The organism is Streptomyces sp. TLI_55, assembly GCF_900206255.1.
GTDB lineage: Bacteria > Actinomycetota > Actinomycetes > Streptomycetales > Streptomycetaceae > Streptomyces > Streptomyces aquilus.
The window spans coordinates 4,311,612-4,333,018 of record NZ_OAOJ01000001.1 but is presented as its reverse complement, the minus strand read 5'-3'; the positions used below and the strand labels follow the sequence as shown (position 1 = coordinate 4,333,018).

Here is a 21,407-nt window from a genome sequence, read left to right as displayed (position 1 = left end):
CAAGTGCGGCTGATCGGAGCGTTGTTGGTCCCCGTTCTGCGCACCCTGCCCTGGCGGGCGCTCGGTGCCTCGGGTGCCGTGGGGCTGCTGATCGTCTCGATGGCGCGGCTGTCGGACACGGCCGACGAGCCGCTGGCGCTGAACCTGCTGCGGGCCGCCGTCCTCGCCTTCGCCCTGGGCCTGGCGTTCGTGCTGGACGACCCGGCCCGGCACACCACGACCCCGGTGCCGACCCGTCGGCCTGTCCGTCACGCCCTGCGGGTGGCGCTCGTCGCGCCGGTCGCCGCGGCGTGGTGGACGGCGACGGTGCTGCTCGTGCCGGACGGGATACGTCCGCCCGTGGGCGACGTGACCCTGGAGGCGGGCGCGGCGTTCACGCTGGCGCTCGCGGCGTCGGCGGCGGCGATCCGCTTCACCCAGGCGGCGGAGCCGGGGCAGGCGGTGGCCGGCGCGGTGCTGACGACGGCCGTGCTGGGGCTGCTGCTGTGGCCGGGGCGGTGGGCGCTGTTCGTGGGGCCGCAGGACCCGAGGTGGGCGCAGGCGCATGACCGGTGGGGGTTGGTGCTGGTCGGCGCGGTGGTGGTGTGGGGGGTGTGCGGGCCGGAGCCGTTGAGACGGCGGGTGGTCTTGAAGGCGACCAGGGCCTGACGTCCCGGGACCCTCAGGGCCGGGTGGTTTTTGAGCCCGTCAGGGCCTGAGGGCCCCGGACTCTCAGGGCCGGGTGGTCTTGAAGCCCGCCAGGGCCTGAGGTCCCCGGACCCCGAGGCGCTGAGGCCCCGGTGTCACCTCACGTCTCCGTGCGGTACATCAGGTCCGTCTCATAGGTGACGAACCCGAGGCGCTCGTACACCGACACCGCCGCCTTGTTGTCCGCGTCGACATAGAGCATCGCGGTCGGCAGCCTCTGCGCGGCGAGGTGCCGCAGCCCGATGGTCGTGAGGGACTTGCCGAGCCCCCCGCCCTGGACGCCCGGCTTCACGCCGAGGACGTACACCTCGCCCAGCCCCTCCGCCGCATGGACCTTGGTCCAGTGGAAGCCGACGAGTTCGTCGCCGCGGAAGGCGAGGAAGAACCCGGCGGGGTCGAACCAGGGCTCGGCCATCCGGTCGTCGAGGTCGCGCTGGACGAGGGAGCCCTGCTCGGGATGGTGGGCGAACGCGGCGGCGTTCACGGCGAGCCAGGCGGCGTCGTCGGTGCCGGGGACGAAGGACCGTACGGTCACACCGTCCGGCAGGACCGGGTCGGGCAGGTCGAGGTCGGTCAACGGCCGCCGCATCTGCCGTAGCTCACGGAACAGGGTCAGGCCGAGGACCTGGGCGAGATGGCGGGCGGCGGCGTGCCCGCCGTGGGCCCACACCCGCAGCCGTTTGCCGGAGGCGGCGAGGAGGGCCGAGCCGAGGGCCCGGCCGTGGCCGCGACCGCGGTGCGCGGGGTGGACGACCAGCTCGGCGGCCGGGGCCTCCACGGGGTCGGTGTCCTCCAGCTGGGCGTAGCCGACGAGTTCGTCGTCGACGGTCAGCAGCAGATGGGCCACTCCCTCGCGGGTGCCGCCGCGCAGTTGCAACCGGCCCTGTTCCGAGACGGCTTGCTGGCCGTCGCTGCGGGCGGCCGCCGCGAGGAGCGCGAGGACGGCGTCCGTCTGGTCCGGGGAGAGTGCCGAGCAGGTCTGGATGGAGCGAGTGCTGCCGGGCCGCACGGTGTCGTCGCTGGTCATGCGTACGAGGGTACGGGGGAGAACCCGCAAACCGGCGGCACTGTAAACCCTGCAAAGCGTCAGCAAAGGTGAGGGCAAAGGGAAACCAGGATGTAACCAAGAAACCCCTGTCGCGCTACGCGCGTTGACTTTAGGCTGCGCCGGACGGGGCCCACTTGCTCAGACGACCCACAGGGGGGCGTATGCCAGCCATATCCCAGCCGCACCGCCGCAGACGGACCGTCCGGCTGCTCGCCGCAGCCGCCGGTCTCGCGACCGCCGGCGCCCTCGCCGCCGCGCTGCCCTCGTCGGCCGCCCCGGTCGAGTCAGGCAAACCGGGCAAGCTGCCCAGCCGTTACCAGGACGTGCAGCTGCTGTCCTTCAACGACCTGCACGGCAATCTGGAGCCCCCGTCCGGTTCCTCCGGGCGCGTCACCGAGCTCCAGGCGGACGGCACCAGCAAGACGATCGACGCCGGTGGTGTCGAGTACCTCGCCACGCATCTGCGCGACGCGCGCGCGGGCCACAAGTACTCCATCACCGCGGCCGGTGGCGACATGGTCGGCGCCTCGCCCCTGATCTCGGGTCTCTTCCACGACGAGCCCACCATCGAGGCGCTCAACAAGCTGGACCTGGACGTCACCTCCGTCGGCAACCACGAGTTCGACGAGGGAGCCAGGGAACTGGCCCGCCTCCAGCACGGCGGCTGCCACCCGACGGCCGGCTGCTACACGGACGAGGGGTTCGAGGGCGCGAACTTCCCGTACCTGGCCGCCAACGTCCTGAACGAGAAGACCGGCAAGCCGATCCTCAAGCCCTACTGGGTGTGGAAGAAGGACGGCATCAAGGTCGGCTTCATCGGCGTCACCCTGGAGGACACCCCCGGTGTCGTCTCCGCCGAGGGCGTCAAGGGCCTGAAGTTCAAGGACGAGGTCGAGACGATCAACAAGTACGCGCGGGTGCTCCAGGCCCAGGGCGTGAAGTCGATCGTGGCCCTCATCCACGAGGGCGGCGCCCCGGCGTCGGGCGCGTACAACTACAACTGCGACTCCCCGGGCGCGGGCGACGGCATCTCCGGCCCGATCGTGGACATCGCCAAGAACATCACCCCGCAGGTCGACGCGCTGGTGACGGGTCACACCCACGCCGCCTACGCCTGCACCATCAACGACCCGGCGGGCAACCCGCGCACGGTCACCTCGGCGGCCTCCTTCGGCCGCCTCTACACGGACACGACGCTGACGTACGACCGGTGGACGGGTGACATCGCCCGTACGTCGGTGAAGTCGGCGAACCACGTGGTCACCCGGACCGTCGCGAAGGCGCCGGACATGACCGAGCTGATCGGCAAGTGGAACACCCTCGCGGCGCCCGTCGGCAACCGCGCGATCGGCTACATCTCCGCCGACATCGCGAACACCGGCACCGAGTCCCCGATGGGCGACCTGATCGCGGACGCGCAACTGGCGTACGGCAAGCAGCTCGACCCGGAGACCGACCTCGCGCTGATGAACCCGGGCGGTGTGCGGGCGGGTCTGACGTACGCGCAGAAGGGCACGGAAGGCGACGGAGTCGTCACCTACGCCGAGGGCTTCACGGTCCAGCCGTTCTCCAACACCGTGAACCTCCAGGACTACACCGGCGCCCAGCTGATCCAGGTCCTCAAGGAGCAGGTCAGCGGCGGCAACGCGGCCTCCCCGAAGATCCTCCAGCCGTCCTCGGGCCTCACCTACACCCTGGACCTGACGAAGACCGGCGCCGACCGGATCGTCGTCGACTCGATCAAGCTCAACGGCACGACCCTCGACCCGACGGCCACCTACCGCGTCGCCACCAACAGCTTCCTCGCGGGCGGCGGCGACGGCTTCACCACGCTCGGCCAGGGCACCAACGACCTCGTCGGCACGGACGACCTGGCCGCGCTGGAGCAGTACCTCACGGCCAACTCCTCGGCCACCAACCCGATCGCGCCCCCGGCGACGAACCGGATCACGATCGTGAAGTAACCCTGCGTGAAGTAACCCTGCGGGGCAGGCAGAAAGAGGCGGCCGCGTCATCGACGCGGCCGCCTCCTGGCGTATCGCTCAGGAAGGCCGCAGGGCGAGGTCCCACCCCGGTACGTCATTGATGACGACCTCCAGCACCCCGCACGCCACCCGCAAGGTCACGTTCCTGCCGCCCACTCCTTGACGGCTACTTGGCAGCCCACAGGCCCAAGGTGTTCCGGTTGCCCTCGGCCGCCCGGCGCAGCGCGTCCGTCGATCCCAGCAGTCCGTACGGCAGATACCCGGACCGGACGCCGAGCTCCCACCCGTGCACCTGCACCGCGAGGCAGGCCAGGGTGAGGGCGCCGAGGGGGAGGAGGGTGCGCGGTGCGGGATCATCCTCGACGACACTCTCCCGGTACCCGACGAGGTGGGCGACGAGGGCGTCCTCGAAGGCTTCTTGGTCGTCGTCCAGGAGTACGCGCAGCAGCCGCTGGTCCGCGGTCAGGGCACCGGCCCCATCGAGCCCCCTCGCGGCCCCGGCCAGCTCCCCGGCGTCGGGCTTGCGCAGCGGAACGGTCGGCCAGTCGCGCGGGAGATGCCCGGCCGCCTCGGTGAGATAGAGGCACAGCGCGTCCATGGCGGCGAGGTCGGCGGGGGCGGAGACGGAGGTGTACGAGTTGTACGGCACGCCGTCGCGGATGGCGGGCGCGTAGTCGCCCCGCAGCAGCAGCCCGGTGACCCGCTCCCAGTCCCACACGTGCCCGCTGACGACGCATACCTCGAACATGTCGAGCCAGGTCCGCGCGGTGGGCGCCTCCCGGACGACGTCCCGGAAGGTGATCGGCCCGTCCCCGAACTCGTCGTCGTCGGGGTCCGTGCTGATCACCTCCCCGACCAGCGGGAACCGGATTTCCTGGTCGCCGCCCGGGAAGCACATGACGCTCAGCACTCCGTGCACACACTCCGCGGCGGTGACGGCGACCGTGGCGGCCGCGGCGTCGAGCCCCGGCTCGGCGACCGCACGCGCGGCGACATGGTCGAGGAGCTCGTCCGCCATCGCCCGTATCAGGGCCGGCGAGATGCTGCCGTACCGCAGCGAGTGCCAGCGTGCGTAGGCCCGCCCATGGATGTCGTCGAGCGCCTCGGCCAACCGCTGCTCACCGACCTGATGGCATGTCACTTCCCGCACGCGCCCCGTCCCTTCATGCAGGTGATCACTGGACGAGGCACGTTATCAACGAGCACCGACAGTGTCGGGGGGAGGCGTAGGCGCCCCCGGCAGCCGTACGGTCGCGATCGTGCCGCCGCCGTCCGCGTGGCCGAGGGTGACCTCGCCGCCGGCCTGTTCCACGGTGCGGGCGACGATGGACAGGCCGAGGCCGGAGCCGGGGAGGGCGCGGGCGCTGGGGGAGCGCCAGAAGCGGTCGAAGACGTGCGGGAGTTCGTCGGCGGGGATGCCGGGGCCGTGGTCGCGGACGGTGATGACGCCGCGCTCCAGCCGTACGTCGATCGTGCCGCCGTCGGGGCTGAACTTCACCGCGTTGTCGAGGATGTTGACGACGGCACGCTCCAGCGCGGCGGGCTCCGCGCGCGAGAACCACGGCTCCAGGTGCGCGTTGATCGTCAACTCCGGCCCGCGGAGCCGGGCCCGGCGGAGCGCCGACTCGACGGTGTCCTCCAGGGACACGACCTGCACGCGCTCGCCTCGCTGCCCCTCGGACCGGGACAGCTCCTGCAAGTCGCCGATGAGCGCCGCCAGTTCGGTCATCTGCGCCTTCACCGAGGCGAGCAGCGCCTTGCGGTCGGCCTCGGGGATGGGCCGGCCTGTCTCCTCACTCCGGGTGAGGAGCTCGATGTTGGTCCGCAATGAGGTCAGGGGAGTGCGGAGCTCGTGACCGGCGTCCGCGATCAACTGCTGCTGGAGGTCGCGGGAGCTGGCGAGGGAGGACGTCATCGAGTTGAAGGAACGGGAGAGCCGGGCCACTTCGTCCTCGGCGTCGTCCTCGACCGGGATGCGGACGCTCAGGTCCTCGGTACGGGCCACGTGTTCGACGGCCTCGGTGAGCTTGTCGACGGGACGAAGCCCTGCGCGGGCCACGGCGAGCCCGGCGGCACCGGCGCCGAGGACACCGATGCCGGAGACGAGGAGGAGGATGAGGGAAAGTTCGTTGAGGGTGGACTGCGTGCCCTTGAGCGAGGTCGCGACCATAAGGGCAGCCGGTTGCGAGGTGACCTGGTCAATGCCCTTGTAGACGGTCAGCACACGGACTGCGCTGCCGTCCTCGTCGGTGCCGTTGCGATAGATGCCCTTGTTCAGCTCGGCCTTCTTGATCACGTTCTTGTCGGAGTCGGTGACCTTGACCGTGCCTTCGGAGTACCGGGGAACGCAGGTCGTGCCGTCTTCCCTGACGAGCTGCACATAGCCGTTCTTGGGCTGGAACTCGTCCTTGTCATCCTGCGAGGTGGCGCACACGATCACACCGTCAGGGCCCACTCCACGCCCCAGCATCTTGTCAAGATCCTTGTTCACCTGGTCGTACAACTTCCCCTGCACGATGAACCAGCACGTCACCGAAACCGCCGCCACCGCAAACGCCACCGCCGCAGCCACCAGCAACGACAGCCGTGCCCGAATGGGCAGCGTCTGGAAGCGGCGCAGAAGCTTCCTCACTCCGCGCCGCCCTGTCGCAGCACATACCCCACGCCCCGCACGGTGTGCACGAGCCGAGGCTCACCACCGGCCTCCGTCTTGCGGCGCAGGTACATCACGTACACGTCCAGCGAATTCGACGACGGCTCGAAGTCGAAGCCCCACACCGCCTTCAGGATCTGTTCCCGCGTCAGCACCTGCCGCGGATGCGCCATGAACATCTCCAGCAGCGTGAACTCGGTGCGCGTCAGCTCCACCGGCCGCCCGGCCCGGGTGACTTCCCGCGTCGCCAGGTCCATGCGGAGGTCGGCGAAGGTCAGCGCCTCGTCCTCCACCACGCCCGCATCGGCCGCGGCCGCCGCGTAGGAGCTGCGCCGCAGCAGCGCGCGGACGCGCGCGAACAGCTCGTCCAGTTCGAACGGCTTGACCAGGTAGTCGTCGGCGCCCGCGTCGAGGCCGGTCACCCGGTCGCCCACGGTGTCCCGGGCCGTCAGCATCAGGATCGGCGTCGTCGTGCCCGCGCCCCGCATCCGGCGGGCGGCGGTGAGGCCGTCCATGCGGGGCATCTGGATGTCGAGAACCACCAGGTCGGGCCGGTACGCGGTCGCCTTCTCCAGCGCGTCCGCGCCGTCGACCGCGACCTCCGTGTCGTAGCCCTCGAACGCGAGGCTGCGCTGGAGCGCTTCGCGCACCGCCGGCTCGTCGTCGACGATCAGGATGCGCTGGGGGTCACGGTCGCCATCGGCGGGGCTCATCGCTCGCGGTTCCTCGGGGTGCGGTGGGACGTGGGCGCCTTCAGCCTCGCATGTTCGCGGGCTTCGGGGTCAAGCACAGGGAGGACGGTCAGGCACGCACCTTGCGGCGCCGGGCGGTGCGGCGGGCGGCCACCGTGGAGATCTCCGGGGCCCGGACGGCCACCGCCGTCGGCGCGTGCAGCTCGTACGCCACCTCAAGGACCAGCGCGAGGCCGGCCGGGTCGGTGCCGGCCACGGTGTGGGAAACCTGCTTGATCACGACGCACTCCTTACGCACAGAACAGGACACGGAACAGGACAGAACAGGCACGGTTCCGAGGGTCAGTTGTCGCTGCCGCCGGCCCGCAGCGTCGCGAGGTCGGCCTTGACGGTGTTGATCGGGATGGCGAAGCCGAGGCCGACGCTGCCGGCGCTGGAGGAGGACGTGGAGTCCGCCGCCGAGTACATCGCCGAGTTGATGCCGATGATGTTGCCGTTCATGTCGATCAGCGCGCCGCCGGAGTTGCCGGGGTTCAGCGAGGCGTCCGTCTGGAGCGCCTTGTACGTCGTCGTCGACGACCCCGTGTCGCCGTTGAACTGCTGGCCGCCGAACTCGAACGGCCACCCGCCGCCCTGCTGTTGCTGCTGGCCCTGGCTCTCGTCCGTCGAGACGGTCACGTCACGGTTCAGGGCGGAGACGATGCCGCTGGTCACCGTGCCGGTCAGGCCCTCGGGGGAGCCGATCGCCACGACCTGGTCGCCGACCTGGACGCCGTCGGAGTTGCCGAGGGTCGCGGGGGTGAGGCCGGAGGCGTTCTCCAGCTTGATCAGGGCGAGGTCCTTCTTGCTGTCGGTCCCGACGACCTTCGCCGTGTACTCCTTGCCGTCGCTCGTCGAGACCTTGATCGAGGAGGCGCCGGCGATGACGTGGTTGTTGGTGATGATCTCGCCGTCGCTGGTGATGATCACGCCGGAGCCGGTGGAGGAGCCGTTGCTGAGCGTCGCGTTGATCTCGACGATGCTCGGGCTGACCGCCTTGGCGACCCCGGAGACCGTGCCCCTGGCGGAGGACGGCACCACATTGGTGCTGGTGCTGCTGGAGGCGACGGTGTCGTTGCCGGTCAGCTCCTGGATGCCGTACGCCGTGCCGCCACCGATCGCCGCGGCGACGATCGCGACGGCGGCGAGAAGGGCGAAGGGACCGCGGGCGCGCTTCTTCGGAGCGGGCGCGGGGCCGGCCGGGACCGCCGTCATCACGGCCGTACCGCCGTCACTGCCGCCGTTGCCGTCTCCGCCGGCGACCTGAGTCTGCGCCGGCCACACCGTGGTCCCCGGCTCCACCGGCACCGGCTGCGGCGCGGGCGGCTGCGCCGGCGGGGGCGGCCACTCCGGGTTCACCGGGGCGCCCTGATACGGGTTCGTGTACTGCTCGTACTCGCCGTCGCGGCGGAAGCTCTCGGTCATGGAACTGAGCTTGTCGCCCGACCATGAGAGCTTCCTGAGTGCTCCCTGAGAACGCCGCCAAAACCTCGTTTGCCCGATATAAAGCCGGTACTGGGGCCGGGCCGGGCTCTCTCAGACAAGCCTCATAAAGGCCCGCGGAGCCTCATGCACAGCCGCAGGACCGGCGTACGACCAGCTTCGATGGGAACACCTTCAACCGCTCGCGACGCGACCCGGCCACCCGCAGCCCGTCGTCGAGCACGAGGTCCACCGCGGCCCGCGCCATCGCCGAGCGGTCCGATGCGATCGTTGTCATCGGCGGATCGGCGAGCGCCGCTTCCTTGATGTCGTCGAAGCCGATGACGGCCAGCTCGCCCGGCACGTCGATGCGCAGCTCGCGAGCCGCCCGCAGCAGGCCGATGGCCTGGTCGTCGGTGGAACAGAAGATCGCCGGGGGCCGGTCCGGGCCCGACAGCAGCTGGAGCGCCACCTGGTAGGCGTCGTAGCGGTTGTACGGCGCCTCGAAGAGCCGTCCCTCGGTGGGGATGCCGGCCTCCTCCATCGCACGCCGCCAGCCCTCGACGTGGTCGGAGACCGGGTCGCCGACGGCGGGGGTGTCCGCCGTACCGCCCATACAGGCGACGTAGGGGTGGCCGTGGCCCAGCAGGTGTTCCACGGCGGTCTTCGCGCCGGCGAGGTCGTCGAGGACGACGGCGACGTCGTCGATCGCCTCCGGACGCTCGTGCAGCAGCACCACGCGCGCGTCCCAGGCCTCGATCTCGGCGGCGGCCAGGTCGCTCAGCGCGTGGCTGACGAGGATCAGGCCGGAGACCCGCATCCCGAGGAAGGCGCGCAGATAGTGGGTCTCGCGCTCGGCGACGTAGTCGGTGTTGCCGACCAGGACCATTTTTCCGCGCTCGGCCGCGGCCTGTTCCACCGCGTGCGCCATCTCGCCGAAGAAGGGCTGACGGGCGTCCGGGATGATCAGGCCTATGAGGTCCGTGCGCCGGGACGCCATCGCCTGGGCGACCCGGTCGGGCCGGTACCCCAGCTCCTTGATCGCGGCGAGAACGCGCTCGCGCGTGGCCGGGGCGACCGGCCGGGGTCCGTTGTTGATGACGTAGCTGACGACGGCAGTGGACGTCCCTGCCAGCCGCGCCACGTCATCTCGAGTCACCTTGGCCACGCGCGGAGTCTACGCGGATGGACCCGCTCTGGGCAGGGCGTAAGCCGTCTTCGCTGTGCTCCGCCCGAGCGACCCCCGCGCCCGCCGGACTCCGTCAGACCTCGGCGTTGACCTCGGCGGCGTCCAGAGCGACCGTCTCGTCCGTCTCCTCCGCCTTTGGCAGGTCGCTCCTGCCCTTGGCGTCGTCCGTCGCGCGCTCGCCCTTCTCCGGAGTAACGAATCGATAACCGACGTTCCGGACGGTTCCGATCAGCGACTCGTGCTCGGGGCCGAGCTTGGCGCGCAGCCGTCGTACGTGCACGTCCACGGTCCGGGTGCCACCGAAGTAGTCGTAGCCCCAGACCTCCTGGAGCAGCTGGGCGCGCGTGAAGACGCGGCCCGGGTGCTGGGCCAGGTATTTGAGGAGCTCGAACTCCTTGAAGGTCAGGTCCAGGACCCGGCCCTTGAGCTTGGCGGAGTACGTCGCCTCGTCGACCGACAGGTCGCCGTTGCGGATCTCCATCGGGGAGTCGTCGTTGACGATCTGCTGGCGGCCCATCGCGAGCCGGAGGCGGGCCTCGACCTCGGCCGGTCCCGCGGTGTCCAGAAGGACGTCGTCGATGCCCCAGTCGGCGGTGACGGCGGCGAGGCCGCCCTCGGTGACGACGAGGATGAGCGGACAGCCCGGCCCCGTGGAGCGCAGGAGCTGGCACAGGCTGCGGACCTGCGGCAGGTCGCGGCGCCCGTCGATCAGGATGATGTCGGCACCCGGGGTGTCGACGAGGGCGGGGCCCTCCGCCGGAGCCACTCGCACGTTGTGCAGGAGCAGGCCGAGAGCGGGGAGCACCTCCGTCGACGGCTGGAGGGCGTTGGTCAGGAGCAGCAGAGAACTCATACGGCTGGTTCCTCCTCGGTCCCGCGAGGTCATAGCTCTCGGATCTTTCGTATACAGACGATCCGAAAGCACAAAAGGACCCGGGGGCTGCATTGCCCGAGTCCTCTGTTCAGGAGAATAGCCCACATGCACATTGATCCGGCAGGTCGTGTGGTGCGATCCACGGCTATTCCGCACTCTGAGACGAACAGAGGCACACCTATACGGACGTTTCTGCACACTGTCGACGGGGTGACGATCGATTCCGTATACGATCCGCCGACCTTCGTATACGACGCCTCCCCGTCACCTTCCCGTGTTCCCGTGTTCGTCATCGCGCACGGCTTCACCGGCGACGCGGATCGTCCTCATGTTCGCCGGGTGGCGGAGACGTTCGCGCAGTACGGCGGCGTGGTCACGTTCTCCTTCCGCGGCCACGGGGCCTCCGGCGGGGCCTCGACCGTGGGGGACCGCGAGGTGCTCGATCTGGCCGCCGCGGTGGAGTGGGCGCGCTCGCTCGGGCATACGCGCGTGGTGACGGTGGGGTTCTCGATGGGCGGTTCCGTCGTGCTGCGGCACGCGGCGCTGTACCGGGAGGACGAGCCGGGGCGTGAGGGGCGCACGGATGCGCACTCGGACGCGGTGGTTTCGGTGAGTGCACCGGCTCGGTGGTACTACCGGGGTACGGCGCCTATGCGGAAGCTCCACTGGCTGGTAACGCGCCCCGAGGGGCGGCTGGTGGGCCGCTACGGATTCCGTACCCGCATCCACCACGAGGAGTGGGACCCGGTCCCGCTGTCCCCGGTGGAGGCCGTCCCGAGGATCGCCCCCACCCCCCTCCTCATCGTGCACGGCGACCGCGACGGCTACTTCCCCCTCGACCACCCCCGCATGCTCGCCGACGCCGCTCCCGGCCACGCCGAACTCTGGCTGGAGCACGGCATGGGCCATGCCGAGAACGCGGCCCCGGACGAGCTCCTGCGGCGCATCGGGGACTGGGCCGTCTCCCAGGAGAGCTAGCCTGACGGTGTTCAACACGGTCGAGTGAGGAAGCAGCGGAAGCAGATGCCAAAGGTCACGGTGCGCTACTGGGCCGCCGCGAAGGCCGCGGCCGGGGTCGCCGAGGAGGCGTACGACGCCGACACCCTCGCCGAGGCGCTGGACGCGGTGCGCGAGCGACACCCCGGTGAACTCACGCGCGTGCTGCAGCGATGCTCGTTCCTCATCGACGGTGACCCCGTGGGCACCCGCGGACATGAGACGGTACGGCTGGCCGACGGCGGCACGGTCGAGGTGCTCCCGCCGTTCGCAGGAGGGTGAGCGATGACGAACCAGCCGTATGAGCCGTACGAGCCGTACGAGGGCCGGCAAGGGCAGCAGGGCCGGCACGCGCAGCAGGGGCAGCAGGGCCAGCAGGGGTACGACCCCTACTGGCAGCAGGCTTACGACGATCCGCACGCCGCTCAGCAGTACACCCAGCAGTGGCAGGGGCAGACCTGGGAGACGCAGATGCAGGCGCCGGTCGCCCCCGCGGCGCCGGCCGCCGCGGACACGGCGTATCTGCCGCCGCAGGGGTATGAGCCGCCGGTGTATCAGCAGCCCGTGTATCAGGAGCCTGCTCCGGCTCCCGAACCGGTCGCCGCTTCTTCCGACTACGGGCCCGCCACCCTCGGCGGCAACGCCCGTGTCACCGACGCCCAGCGGGCCCGGCTCGAAGGGCGTTCGCCCATCATCGAGCCCGGGATGCAGCCCGCCGCCCTCACGGCGGTGCTGGGACTGCTGCTGGCGGGTGCGGCGGCCGTCGGGTCGTACGCGTTGCTCGTGCCGCTCGTTCTTCTCCAGGCCGTCACCGCCGCCGGCTGGTTCCGGCTGAACGGCATGTGGCCCGCCCGGCAGGGCATCGCGCTGGCGTTCCTCGGGGCGGTCGTCGCGGACGTGGCGCTGCTGGCCGCGGACCGGTCGCCCTCGGCGATCCTCGGCACGCTGGGGGTGTGGGTCCTGCTGTGCCTGGTGCTGCAGCTGCGCTCGCACGCCGACCCCGACGAGCGGATGTACGGCCTGATGGCGACCGTCACCTCGTCGGCGCTGGCGATCGTCGCGGCGGGGTACCTCGCGGCGTCGGCGGACGCGGTGTCGGTGGGCGCGGCGTCGGTCGCGGTGGCGGTGCTGGCGCGGGCGTTGCCGTTGCCGACGCCCGCGTCGGTGGTCGTGTCGCTGCTGGCCGCCGCGGGTGCCGGTATCGCGGTGGGCGGGATGACCGGGCTGGGTGCGGAGGGTGCGCTGCTCGGGGCTGGTGCGGGGGTGTGCGCCCTCATCGGTCATCGGGTGGCCGGCTACGACTATCCCTCGCGGTTCGTGCACTTCACGGCGGGCGTCGCGCTGCCGCTGGCCGCCGCTGCACCGGCTGTCTATGTGCTGGGGCGGGCGATCGGGTAGTCCGCCGAGGGGCCCGCTGTCACAGGTGATCAACAATTCCTCGGGGTGCCTTCGCCGCGGCGCTACGGTGGCGGAGACGTAGACCGCCTAGGTGGGGGAACACCAAAGAATGCGCGCACTGCGAATACTGCTGATTGTTGTTGTCGTGCTGGGCGGGCTCTTCGTCATCGCCGACCGGATTGCCGTGCACTTCGCCGAGGGCGAGGTCGCCGACAAGCTGAAGAGCAGCGAGAACCTCGCCAGCACTCCCGATGTGTCGATCAAGGGCTTTCCGTTCCTGACCCAGGTCGCGTCCGGGGAGCTGGACGACGCCGAGGTGGGGATCAAGGACTACGAGGCCGCCGCGGGGACCGCGGGCGAGAAGATCCGTATCGACGACATCACGGCCAACTTCAAGGGCGTCTCGTTCTCCGGGGACTACAGCTCCGCCACCGCCGCCACGGCCAGTGGTACGGCGTCCATCTCCTACGACGAGCTGCTCAAGGCCGCCCGGTCGGAGCCCACGGAGATCTTCCCCGGCGTGACCGCCGAGGTCGTCGGACTGTCCGACGGGGGCAACGGGAAGATCAAGGTGAACGTCAAGGTCACCGCCCTGGGCCGGTCGCAGACCTACCCCGTGCTCAGCACGGTCACCGTCGACGGCGACACCGTGAAGGTGCACGCCGACAACCTGCCGAACCTGGTCGTCGAGGTCGCCGAGGGCAAGGTGCGGTCGATCACCGACTTCGAGCAGAAGATCGACGATCTGCCCGGCGGCATCAAGCTCGACAAGGTCGAGGCCGCGCAGGACGGTGTGGAGGTCACGGTGAAGGGTTCGAACGTCGAGCTGGCCGGGTAGGACCGCGTTCGGCGGGCCGGAAGTGTCCGAGGGGCGAGACAGGCTGTCCGTGGATATGGTGCGATGACGGCCGCCGGCGTCCGGAACCCGTGCGAACACGGCCCGGACGCTGATCCGATCCCACATCGCGGACGATCGCGTCTCAAAATACGACACACCGGTGACATGGCCGGTAGTCCGTCCCTACGATCGACGGCATGAAGCGACAGGCGGATCTCACAAAGCGGCGGGCAGTCGACCTGTGCCGCGTTGCCGCCATGCTCTGTCGCACTTTCTGAGCGGAAGCGCCGAGCGCCGTCCGCATCCCCCGCGCCCTGACCTTGGGCACCCGTGCGCCGCGGCCCCGTCGGCCCGCGCACCCTCACAGTCGTATGCCCCGCCGTAACTGCCCCGGAGGAGAAAGAGCATGAGCCGCAGCGACGTCCTGGTCGACGCCGACTGGGTCGAGGCCAACCTCGACAACCCGAACATCGCGATCGTGGAGGTGGACGAAGACACGTCCGCCTACGAGAAGAACCACATCCGCAACGCGATCCGCATCGACTGGACGAAGGACCTGCAGGACCCGGTCCGCCGTGACTTCGTCGACCAGGAGGGCTTCGAGAAGCTCCTCTCGGCGAAGGGCATCGCCAACGACACGCTGGTGATCCTCTACGGCGGCAACAACAACTGGTTCGCCTCCTACGCCTACTGGTACTTCAAGCTCTACGGCCACGAGAACGTCAAGCTCCTCGACGGTGGCCGCAAGAAGTGGGAGCTCGACGCCCGCGAGCTGGTCGAAGAGGTGCCCGAGCGCCCGACGACCGAGTACAAGGCCAAGGCCCAGGACACCTCCATCCGCGCCTTCCGCGACGACGTGGTGGCGGCCATCGGTTCGCAGAACCTGGTCGACGTGCGCTCGCCCGACGAGTTCTCCGGCAAGCTGCTCGCCCCGGCCCACCTGCCGCAGGAGCAGTCGCAGCGTCCGGGCCACGTCCCGTCCGCCCGCAACATCCCGTGGTCCAAGAACGCCAACGACGACGGCACCTTCAAGTCGGACGAGGAGCTCAAGGAGCTCTACGCCGAGGAGCAGGTCGACCTCGCCAAGGACACCATCGCCTACTGCCGTATCGGTGAGCGCTCCGCGCTGACCTGGTTCGTCCTGCACGAGCTGCTCGGTGTCGAGAACGTCAAGAACTACGACGGCTCCTGGACCGAGTACGGCAGCCTCGTCGGCGTCCCGATCGAGCTCGGCGCCAACAAGTAAGCAGACCCCAGTCCCACCCCGACCGGCCTTCCTTCCGGTCAGACCCTCTGAATCTGGAGAAAGACATGTGTGGAGCGAAGGCCGGCGGCCCGGACGCCTCGACGATCAAGCCCGGTGAGACCACCATCCAGGGCCAGGTGACGCGTGACGGCGAGCCTGTGGTGGGCTACGTCCGCCTCCTGGACTCGACCGGCGAGTTCACCGCCGAGGTCCCGACCTCCGCGACGGGCCAGTTCCGCTTCTACGCGGCCGAGGGCACCTGGACCGTTCGCGCGCTGGTGCCGGGCGGCACCGCCGACCGCACCGTCGTCGCCCAGCAGGGCGGCCTCGCCGAGGTCGCGATCGCCGTCTGACGGACCTGTGTCCGACGAAGGGCCGTACCCCTCCGGGTACGGCCCTTCGCCGTGTCCGGGCCTACCCTGGACACATGCTGGCGCGTCGACGGCACGTCTATTTCGCCATGATGGGGACCTGCGTCGGGCTCTTCGTCCTGGCGTGGGGTGTCGTGCGGCTGTGGTCGATCCCGGTCGCGGTCGGGATGTGCGTGGTCGCCATGCTGATCCCGCCCGTCGCCGCCATGGTGGCCAACCGGCGCGGGCCCGACGACCGGTGGTGGGACGACCCCTCCGGCGACCCCAAGTCCGACGAGTGGTGGGACGAGCTGGACGGGAAGAAGCGGCGGCAGTAGGAAGGGGCCCATGTCGCCCATGAGGTTGTCGACCGTCGTACTCGACGCACCGGACGCCCGTCAGCTCGCCGACTTCTATCAGCGCCTGCTCGGATTCGTGGTGCGCGAGGAGGAACCCGACTGGGTGCTCATCGGGCCGCCCGGGGGAGGCGTGGGGCTCGCCTTCCAGACCGAGCCCGCGTACGTGCCGCCGCTCTGGCCCGACCGCGTGCCCGGCGAGCAGCAGATGATGCTGCACCTCGACATCGAGGTCGACGACCTGGGCGCTGAGACGGCGAGGGCGGTGGCCGAGGGGGCGACGCTCGCCGAGTACCAGCCCCAGGACGACGTACGGGTGCTCTTCGACCCGGCGGGGCATCCGTTCTGCCTGTGGATGCCCGACGGCCAGTAGAACGCCCGAGGGTCAGTAGACGAGCGCCTGCGTCCCGTCCGCGAGCGCCTCCTGCACGAACACCTGCGCGCCGGCGATCCGTACGCCCTCGATGACGTCCTTCTCCGTGATCTCCCGGCGGGCCGCGCACTGTGTGCACAGGGTCAGCGTGCCGCCGGCCAGGATCGACTCGATCAGGTCGGGGAGAGGGGCCGCGTGCGGCAGCTCGAACTCGGCGGCCCGGCCCGGCAGCGCGAACCACGCCGACTCGCCGGTCAGCCACAGGGAGACCTCGACACCACTGGCCACGGCCACCGCCGCCACCGTGAACGCCTGCGAGCAGCGTTCGGGGGCATCGGCCCCCGCCGTCACCTTGATCACGAGCTTCTTCGCCATGGCTGAATCGTAATCAACGCGGCTACAACCCAGGTCGTAGGCCATGAGTCTCCTGTGCGCGCATATGGAATGTGCACTTCACGTTCTGTGGGGGGACGTCTTGGAAGTACCCGAAGTTCAGGAAAACCCGGTACCTGACGAGGTGCCGGAAGCGCCAGAAGCGCCGGAAGCGCGAGAAACGCCGGAACTGGCCCGTCCGGCGCGGCGGCGTGGCCGGACCACGCTGCTCGTCGCCGTGGCCGCCGTGCTCGGTGTCGTCGCCGGCACCTGCACCGGGTTCGTCGTACAGGCGAACCGCGAGCCCACCGCGCTGCCGCCGCTGTCGCAGCCGGTCGTCAAGCAGGCCAAGGGCGAGGTCGCGCCGCTGTCGGCCGCGCAGGACCGGCACGTCAAGGTGAACGGCGACCTGCGCAAGCTGCTGCTGAAGCGGCCCAAGGGGGCGCGGGACGCGGAGATCCCGGTCGGCGACGACGGCTGGCTCGACATGGCCGAGTACGCCGACCTCTACAAGAAGCCGGCGGGGGCCTTCAGCGACCTCGCCACGGACCACTTCCGCCGCGCCGCCGTCACCAACTGGCGGCAGGGCAGCACGTACTTCGTCGAGATCCACCTCGTGCAGTTCCGCCAGGACGGGTCGCTGTCGGCCGCCGACTGGACCTCGGACGCGCAGTACTACGCGAGCGACGAGCCCGACACCGACAGGTGGGAGATCGCGGGGACCGGCGACGGCTGGGCCTACGTCCACAACGCACCCGACCGCAAGCCGGGCTACCTGCCGCTGTACGAGGCCGAGGCGCATGCCACGCGCGGCGACATCGCGATGACGATCTGGGTCTACGACAGCAGCCCCATCGGCAAGAAGAAGATCATGGACCTGGCCAACCGGCAGATGGGGCGGCTGTGAACGACACGGAGAACCCCGAGGTGCTGGAGAGCCCTGTCCCGGACGAGGCTGCTCCGGAACCCGCGCCCGCCAAGAAGCGCCTGCCCCGTCGCCGTATCGCCGCCGTGGCGGGTTCGGTCCTGCTGCTCGGTGCCGTCGTCGCCGGCTCCGGCTACACCGTGATGACCGTGCAGGACGCCGACCGCGATCCGGGCCGGCCGACCTGGCAGTTCCCGAAGGCCGCGAAGGCCGAGGACACGGGCACCGCAGAGGACGCGAAGGGGCTGCGCGGGCTGCTCATGCCCTACGAGGCGCATGGCTTCGACCGCGGTCCCGACCTCGCCGAGTTCGGCGCGGACGCCGAGCTCAGCGGCAAGCAGGCCACCGCGCTGCGCAAGGAGTCGATCAAGGGTCTGCCGCCCGCCCAGCGGCGGCAGCTGGAGAAGCAGATCGACCGGCAGCGCATCAAGGGCGTCGTCATGCGCAGCTACGTCAACGCCAACGGCTACGCGATCTACGACGACAAGGCCTCCGTGGTCGGCGTCGTCCTCACCCAGATGGAGAGCCGCGCCGCCGTGCGGGGCATCGCGACGGCGCAGAGCGAGTTCTTCTCCTCCGTCGACCTCTTCCGCAAGGGGCCGAAGATCGAGGGCTACAAGGACGCCAAGTGCTTCCTGACGCCCAAGGACAAGGACATCAAGCTCGACCGGATGTTCTGCTCCGCCTCCGTGGGCGAGGTGCTGGTCGAGGTCACCGCGTCCGGGCCCGCCCCCATGGACAAGCGTGCCGTCGCCACGTTCCTCGCCGCCCAGCTCGACCGCATCGACGACCCGGGGAAGGCCGTATGACCACCGAACAGCAGCCGCAGCCGATCGGGGAGATCACGGAGATCACGGAGGTCACCGAGGTCACCGAGGTCACGGAAGGCGCCCCGCCCGTACCGCCCGCCCCGCCCGCCCCGCCCGTCAAGAAGGACCGCCGCGTGCTGCGCGCCGTCCTGCGCTGGACCGCCGCCGTCGTGGTGTTCGCCGCGGCCGGGGCCGGGACGGCGTACGGGATCACGCGGATGGAGCGGACGGACGTACCGGGACTCGCGAGCGAGTCGGACGGGCGCTGGGAGTACCCGGCGATCGTCAAGCCGCCGCTGCCCTCCGGCAGCCCGGCACCCTTCGACAAGGCGAACGCGGCCAACTCCCACTACGCCGACCTGCGCGAGCTGCTCCTGCCCGCGCCCAAGGGCGCCAAGGCCGACCAGGCGCTGGAGGGCAAGGCCGGCTGGCTGGCGAAGAAGGACTTCCTCGCGGTCTACGAGGACAAGGACGACCGGGACGCCATCGACCAGCTCCTGACCGACCAGGGGCTGCGGCACGTCGCCGCCCGTGGCTGGACCGCGGCGGACGGCACGCACACCCGGATCTACCTGCTGCAGTTCGAGACGGCCCGGGTCGTCGACTCCCTCCAGGAGAACACCTTCACCGGCTACGACGCCCCGCAGTACGCCCTGAAGGGCGCCTCCGAGGTGCACATCGACGAGAAGTTCCCGGAGAAGGCCGAGGTGGAGAACGTACGGCACTACGTGTACGGCGAGGCCGAGCCGTACGGGGCGGAGCATGTGCGGGAGGCGTATCTGGTCTCCGGCGACGTCCTCGGGCTGGTCGTGCAGTCGAAGAAGGGCGGGGCGGCGGCGGTCCCCTTCCAGCAGACGGTCGTGCTCCAGAGCCAGCTGCTCGGCTGAGGCGGACCTCGCAGAGAAGGGCGGGCCCCGGCCGACTAAGCTGGGGCCCGGCTCTAGTACCGCCCATAACCGCTCAGCAAGGAGCACCCCGTGCTTGAGGCATTCTTCGAAGCCCTGCTCGTCCTGGTCTGCGTCGGCGTCCTCGCCTTCGCCGGGCTGACGGTGAAGAAGCTGTACCAGGGCCAGCGCTGACCCGACGCTAGGAACTGAAGAAGCTCATGATCGAGATTCCGTCCGACCTGCACAAGGACCTCGTCCCCCTCGTCTTCCTGCTCGGCAACTGGGCGGGCGCGGGTGTGCACGACTTCCCCGGCTCCGAGAAGTGCAACTTCGGGCAGGAGGTCACTTTCAGCCACGACGGCCGTGACTTCCTGGAGTACCAGTCCCGCACCTGGGTCCTGGACAACGACGGGAACAAGGTCCGTCCGCTGGAGTCCGAGCACGGCTTCTGGCGCGTCGACGCCGACCGCAAGGTCGAGGTGACGATGGTCCGCGACGACGGTGTCGTCGAGATCTGGTACGGCGAGCTGGCCAAGCAGAAGCCGCAGATCGACCTGGTCACGGACGCGGTCGCGCGGACGGCGGCCTCCGGCCCGTACACCGGCGGCAAGCGCCTGTACGGCTATGTCAACAGCGACCTGATGTGGGTCGGCGAGAAGCAGACCCCCGAGGTCGAGCTGCGCCCCTACATGTCGGCGCACCTGAAGAAGGTCGTCACCCCGGAGGACGTCGAGCGCTGGGCGAAGGCCCTGCCGGACGATATGCCGGACGACGGAATCGCGTTCTTCAAGTAGGACTTTTGCCGAGTGGTCATAGACTTTCCGGTGTGGTGAGCACCGACTGGAAGAGCGACCTCAGGCAGCGCGGTTACCGACTGACGCCGCAGCGCCAGCTTGTCCTCGAAGCCGTGGACACCCTGGAGCACGCGACCCCCGACGACATCCTCACGGAAGTGAAGAAGACGGCGTCGGGGGTCAACATTTCCACCGTGTACCGCACGCTGGAGCTCCTGGAGGAGCTGGGCCTGGTCAGCCATGCCCACCTCGGGCACGGCGCGCCGACGTACCACCTGGCCGACCGCCATCACCACATCCACCTGGTCTGCCGTGACTGCCAGAACGTCATCGAGGCGGACATCAAGGTGGCGGAGGAGTTCACCGCGAAGCTGCGCTCGACCTTCGGGTTCGAGACGGACATGAAGCACTTCGCGATCTTCGGCCGCTGCAAGGACTGCTCCGCAAAGGCCCTCAAGGCTTCAACTACCGAGTCGTAGGCTTGTGCATATGAAGAGCCCTCTGCTGTCCCTGCCCGGCGCCGTCCCCGGCGAAGGCGTGGACGAAGACGTCGCCGCCCACTACGGCGACCTGTTCCGCGAGCAGCGTGCCCTCGCCGAGGGCACCGGATTCGTCGACCTCTCGCACCGCGGGGTCATCGCGGTCACCGGCGACGACCGCCTGAGCTGGCTGCACCTGCTGCTCACCCAGCACGTCAGTGACCTCCCGACCGGGCAGGCCACCGAGGCGCTGATCCTCTCCGCGAACGGCCACATCGAGCACGCCCTGTACCTGGTCGACGACGGCACCACGGTCTGGGCCCACATCGAGCCCGGCACCCAGGAGGCGCTGCTGGCGTACCTGGAGTCGATGAAGTTCTTCTACCGCGTCGAGGTCACGGACCGCACCGCGGACATCGCGGTCGTCCACCTCCCGGCCGGCTCGATCGCCGAGGTCCCCGAGGGCGTGGTGGTCCGCGAGACGGCGTACGGCCGCGACCTGTTCCTCCCCCGGGAGGACCTGGAGTCGTACGCCGAGAAAACCGGCCCCCCGGCCGGCCTCCTCGCCTACGAGGCCCTGCGCGTCGAACAGCACCGCCCCCGCCTCGGCTTCGAGACCGACCACCGCACCATCCCGCACGAGCTGGGCTGGATCGGCACCGCGGTCCACCTCCAGAAGGGCTGCTACCGAGGCCAGGAGACGGTCGCCCGCGTCCAGAACCTCGGCAAGCCCCCGCGCCGCCTGGTCTTCCTGCACCTGGACGGCAGCGAGGTCCACCTCCCACCGCCGGGCACGGACCTCCGCATCGCCTCCGACGGCCCGGACGGCCGCAAGATCGGCTTCATCACGACCTCGGTACGCCACCACGAACTGGGCCCGGTGGCCCTGGCCCTGGTGAAGCGCAACGTGTCGGTGGACGCGCCCTTGGTGGCGGGGGAGAAGACGGCGGCGGCGCAGGAGGTCGTGGTCGAGCCGTAGGCGGGGCCGCGTCGAG

The 21,407-nt window shown here is 70.1% G+C and carries 26 protein-coding genes; 17 read left to right on the top strand and 9 right to left on the bottom strand.

Features of this window, described 5'->3' with window-relative positions:
- Positions 1–3 precede the first annotated feature (3 nt).
- Positions 4–648 (top strand): ABC transporter, encoded by a 645-nt coding sequence (locus tag CRP56_RS19825; RefSeq protein ID WP_097265849.1) that lies wholly within the window; start codon positions 4–6, stop codon positions 646–648.
- Positions 649–787: 139 nt separating this feature from the next.
- Here CRP56_RS19825 and mshD read toward each other — a convergent pair whose 3' ends face one another.
- A complete protein-coding gene (gene mshD, locus CRP56_RS19820; RefSeq protein ID WP_097265847.1) occupies positions 788–1,714 on the bottom strand; it encodes a mycothiol synthase in 927 nt (308 codons plus the stop codon).
- A gap of 182 nt (positions 1,715–1,896) precedes the next feature.
- On the opposite strand from mshD, the gene CRP56_RS19815 reads away from it, so the two are divergent.
- Positions 1,897–3,699 (top strand): bifunctional metallophosphatase/5'-nucleotidase, encoded by a 1,803-nt coding sequence (locus tag CRP56_RS19815; protein WP_097265845.1) that lies wholly within the window; start codon positions 1,897–1,899, stop codon positions 3,697–3,699.
- 187 nt (positions 3,700–3,886) lie between these two features.
- Here CRP56_RS19815 and CRP56_RS19810 read toward each other — a convergent pair whose 3' ends face one another.
- The 7 genes from CRP56_RS19810 to CRP56_RS19785 all read right to left on the bottom strand — a co-directional run bounded on the left by CRP56_RS19810 (position 3,887) and on the right by CRP56_RS19785 (position 10,568).
- Positions 3,887–4,870 carry an immunity 49 family protein gene (locus CRP56_RS19810; protein WP_097265843.1) on the bottom strand — a complete coding sequence of 328 codons (984 nt, stop codon included), beginning with the start codon at positions 4,868–4,870 and terminating at the stop codon, positions 3,887–3,889.
- A gap of 45 nt (positions 4,871–4,915) precedes the next feature.
- Complete coding sequence (locus CRP56_RS19805) at positions 4,916–6,352, bottom strand: HAMP domain-containing sensor histidine kinase (protein WP_097265841.1); 1,437 nt, start codon at positions 6,350–6,352, stop codon at positions 4,916–4,918.
- The gene (locus CRP56_RS19800) at positions 6,349–7,086 is read right to left on the bottom strand and encodes a response regulator transcription factor (RefSeq protein ID WP_097265839.1); all 738 of its coding nucleotides are present in this window, start codon (positions 7,084–7,086) and stop codon (positions 6,349–6,351) included. Before CRP56_RS19800 ends, CRP56_RS19805 begins: the two co-directional genes overlap by 4 nt.
- 88 nt (positions 7,087–7,174) lie before the next feature.
- Positions 7,175–7,345: a hypothetical protein gene (locus tag CRP56_RS47610; RefSeq protein WP_179851067.1), complete on the bottom strand. Its 171-nt coding sequence runs from the start codon at positions 7,343–7,345 to the stop codon at positions 7,175–7,177.
- 62 nt (positions 7,346–7,407) lie between these two features.
- The gene (locus CRP56_RS19795) at positions 7,408–8,529 is read right to left on the bottom strand and encodes a S1C family serine protease (protein ID WP_097265837.1); all 1,122 of its coding nucleotides are present in this window, start codon (positions 8,527–8,529) and stop codon (positions 7,408–7,410) included.
- Between the two features lie 142 nt (positions 8,530–8,671).
- A complete protein-coding gene (locus CRP56_RS19790) occupies positions 8,672–9,694 on the bottom strand; it encodes a LacI family DNA-binding transcriptional regulator (RefSeq protein ID WP_097265835.1) in 1,023 nt (340 codons plus the stop codon).
- Between the two features lie 94 nt (positions 9,695–9,788).
- On the bottom strand, positions 9,789–10,568 hold the full coding sequence (locus CRP56_RS19785) for a response regulator transcription factor (RefSeq protein ID WP_097265833.1): 780 nt from the start codon (positions 10,566–10,568) through the stop codon (positions 9,789–9,791).
- A gap of 126 nt (positions 10,569–10,694) precedes the next feature.
- Between CRP56_RS19785 and CRP56_RS19780 the strand changes: the two genes are divergently transcribed.
- From CRP56_RS19780 to CRP56_RS19745, 9 genes are all read left to right on the top strand, one after another.
- A complete protein-coding gene (locus CRP56_RS19780) occupies positions 10,695–11,567 on the top strand; it encodes an alpha/beta hydrolase (protein ID WP_097265831.1) in 873 nt (290 codons plus the stop codon).
- A gap of 45 nt (positions 11,568–11,612) precedes the next feature.
- Complete coding sequence (locus tag CRP56_RS19775) at positions 11,613–11,867, top strand: MoaD/ThiS family protein (protein WP_059196243.1); 255 nt, start codon at positions 11,613–11,615, stop codon at positions 11,865–11,867.
- Between the two features lie 3 nt (positions 11,868–11,870).
- On the top strand, positions 11,871–12,983 hold the full coding sequence (locus CRP56_RS19770) for a hypothetical protein (RefSeq protein WP_097265829.1): 1,113 nt from the start codon (positions 11,871–11,873) through the stop codon (positions 12,981–12,983).
- Between the two features lie 109 nt (positions 12,984–13,092).
- A complete protein-coding gene (locus tag CRP56_RS19765) occupies positions 13,093–13,821 on the top strand; it encodes an LmeA family phospholipid-binding protein (RefSeq protein WP_097265827.1) in 729 nt (242 codons plus the stop codon).
- Between the two features lie 197 nt (positions 13,822–14,018).
- On the top strand, positions 14,019–14,099 hold the full coding sequence (locus CRP56_RS49295) for a putative leader peptide (protein ID WP_350310325.1): 81 nt from the start codon (positions 14,019–14,021) through the stop codon (positions 14,097–14,099).
- A gap of 128 nt (positions 14,100–14,227) precedes the next feature.
- A complete protein-coding gene (locus tag CRP56_RS19760) occupies positions 14,228–15,067 on the top strand; it encodes a sulfurtransferase (protein ID WP_097265825.1) in 840 nt (279 codons plus the stop codon).
- 65 nt (positions 15,068–15,132) lie between these two features.
- On the top strand, positions 15,133–15,420 hold the full coding sequence (locus CRP56_RS19755; protein ID WP_007382995.1) for a DUF1416 domain-containing protein: 288 nt from the start codon (positions 15,133–15,135) through the stop codon (positions 15,418–15,420).
- A gap of 74 nt (positions 15,421–15,494) precedes the next feature.
- Positions 15,495–15,755, top strand: a complete 261-nt coding sequence (locus CRP56_RS19750) for a DUF3099 domain-containing protein (protein ID WP_059195775.1) — start codon at positions 15,495–15,497, stop codon at positions 15,753–15,755.
- A gap of 19 nt (positions 15,756–15,774) precedes the next feature.
- On the top strand, positions 15,775–16,146 hold the full coding sequence (locus CRP56_RS19745) for a VOC family protein (protein ID WP_257040841.1): 372 nt from the start codon (positions 15,775–15,777) through the stop codon (positions 16,144–16,146).
- A gap of 12 nt (positions 16,147–16,158) precedes the next feature.
- Here CRP56_RS19745 and CRP56_RS19740 read toward each other — a convergent pair whose 3' ends face one another.
- Positions 16,159–16,521 carry a DsrE family protein gene (locus tag CRP56_RS19740; protein WP_079309019.1) on the bottom strand — a complete coding sequence of 121 codons (363 nt, stop codon included), beginning with the start codon at positions 16,519–16,521 and terminating at the stop codon, positions 16,159–16,161.
- Positions 16,522–16,663: 142 nt separating this feature from the next.
- Between CRP56_RS19740 and CRP56_RS19735 the strand changes: the two genes are divergently transcribed.
- The 6 genes from CRP56_RS19735 to ygfZ all read left to right on the top strand — a co-directional run bounded on the left by CRP56_RS19735 (position 16,664) and on the right by ygfZ (position 21,391).
- Positions 16,664–17,425 (top strand): hypothetical protein, encoded by a 762-nt coding sequence (locus CRP56_RS19735; protein WP_257040840.1) that lies wholly within the window; start codon positions 16,664–16,666, stop codon positions 17,423–17,425.
- Positions 17,422–18,252, top strand: coding sequence for a hypothetical protein (locus CRP56_RS19730; RefSeq protein WP_257040839.1), 831 nt, complete (start codon positions 17,422–17,424; stop codon positions 18,250–18,252). The genes CRP56_RS19735 and CRP56_RS19730 overlap by 4 nt, the downstream gene beginning before the upstream one ends.
- Complete coding sequence (locus CRP56_RS19725) at positions 18,249–19,139, top strand: hypothetical protein (protein ID WP_257040838.1); 891 nt, start codon at positions 18,249–18,251, stop codon at positions 19,137–19,139. The genes CRP56_RS19730 and CRP56_RS19725 overlap by 4 nt, the downstream gene beginning before the upstream one ends.
- Positions 19,140–19,357: 218 nt before the next feature.
- The gene (locus CRP56_RS19715) at positions 19,358–19,933 is read left to right on the top strand and encodes an FABP family protein (RefSeq protein WP_097265821.1); all 576 of its coding nucleotides are present in this window, start codon (positions 19,358–19,360) and stop codon (positions 19,931–19,933) included.
- Positions 19,934–19,965: 32 nt separating this feature from the next.
- Positions 19,966–20,412, top strand: a complete 447-nt coding sequence (locus CRP56_RS19710; protein ID WP_097265819.1) for a Fur family transcriptional regulator — start codon at positions 19,966–19,968, stop codon at positions 20,410–20,412.
- A gap of 10 nt (positions 20,413–20,422) precedes the next feature.
- Positions 20,423–21,391 (top strand): CAF17-like 4Fe-4S cluster assembly/insertion protein YgfZ, encoded by a 969-nt coding sequence (ygfZ, locus tag CRP56_RS19705; RefSeq protein WP_097265817.1) that lies wholly within the window; start codon positions 20,423–20,425, stop codon positions 21,389–21,391.
- The last annotated feature ends 16 nt before the right edge of the window (positions 21,392–21,407 follow it).

What these genes read in the sequence shown, in the direction of transcription:
- mshD (WP_097265847.1), bottom strand. Translation starts at nt 1,714, where the DNA reads ATGACCAGCGACGACACCGTGCGGCCCGGCAGCACTCGCTCCATCCAG.
- CRP56_RS19815 (WP_097265845.1), top strand. Translation starts at nt 1,897, where the DNA reads ATGCCAGCCATATCCCAGCCGCACCGCCGCAGACGGACCGTCCGGCTG.
- CRP56_RS19800 (WP_097265839.1), bottom strand. Translation starts at nt 7,086, where the DNA reads ATGAGCCCCGCCGATGGCGACCGTGACCCCCAGCGCATCCTGATCGTC.
- CRP56_RS19795 (WP_097265837.1), bottom strand. Translation starts at nt 8,529, where the DNA reads ATGACCGAGAGCTTCCGCCGCGACGGCGAGTACGAGCAGTACACGAAC.
- CRP56_RS19785 (WP_097265833.1), bottom strand. Translation starts at nt 10,568, where the DNA reads ATGAGTTCTCTGCTGCTCCTGACCAACGCCCTCCAGCCGTCGACGGAG.
- CRP56_RS19780 (WP_097265831.1), top strand. Translation starts at nt 10,695, where the DNA reads ATGCACATTGATCCGGCAGGTCGTGTGGTGCGATCCACGGCTATTCCG.
- CRP56_RS19775 (WP_059196243.1), top strand. Translation starts at nt 11,613, where the DNA reads ATGCCAAAGGTCACGGTGCGCTACTGGGCCGCCGCGAAGGCCGCGGCC.
- CRP56_RS19770 (WP_097265829.1), top strand. Translation starts at nt 11,871, where the DNA reads ATGACGAACCAGCCGTATGAGCCGTACGAGCCGTACGAGGGCCGGCAA.
- CRP56_RS19765 (WP_097265827.1), top strand. Translation starts at nt 13,093, where the DNA reads ATGCGCGCACTGCGAATACTGCTGATTGTTGTTGTCGTGCTGGGCGGG.
- CRP56_RS49295 (WP_350310325.1), top strand. Translation starts at nt 14,019, where the DNA reads ATGAAGCGACAGGCGGATCTCACAAAGCGGCGGGCAGTCGACCTGTGC.
- CRP56_RS19760 (WP_097265825.1), top strand. Translation starts at nt 14,228, where the DNA reads ATGAGCCGCAGCGACGTCCTGGTCGACGCCGACTGGGTCGAGGCCAAC.
- CRP56_RS19755 (WP_007382995.1), top strand. Translation starts at nt 15,133, where the DNA reads ATGTGTGGAGCGAAGGCCGGCGGCCCGGACGCCTCGACGATCAAGCCC.
- CRP56_RS19750 (WP_059195775.1), top strand. Translation starts at nt 15,495, where the DNA reads ATGCTGGCGCGTCGACGGCACGTCTATTTCGCCATGATGGGGACCTGC.
- CRP56_RS19745 (WP_257040841.1), top strand. Translation starts at nt 15,775, where the DNA reads ATGAGGTTGTCGACCGTCGTACTCGACGCACCGGACGCCCGTCAGCTC.
- CRP56_RS19740 (WP_079309019.1), bottom strand. Translation starts at nt 16,521, where the DNA reads ATGGCGAAGAAGCTCGTGATCAAGGTGACGGCGGGGGCCGATGCCCCC.
- CRP56_RS19725 (WP_257040838.1), top strand. Translation starts at nt 18,249, where the DNA reads ATGACCACCGAACAGCAGCCGCAGCCGATCGGGGAGATCACGGAGATC.
- CRP56_RS19715 (WP_097265821.1), top strand. Translation starts at nt 19,358, where the DNA reads ATGATCGAGATTCCGTCCGACCTGCACAAGGACCTCGTCCCCCTCGTC.
- ygfZ (WP_097265817.1), top strand. Translation starts at nt 20,423, where the DNA reads ATGAAGAGCCCTCTGCTGTCCCTGCCCGGCGCCGTCCCCGGCGAAGGC.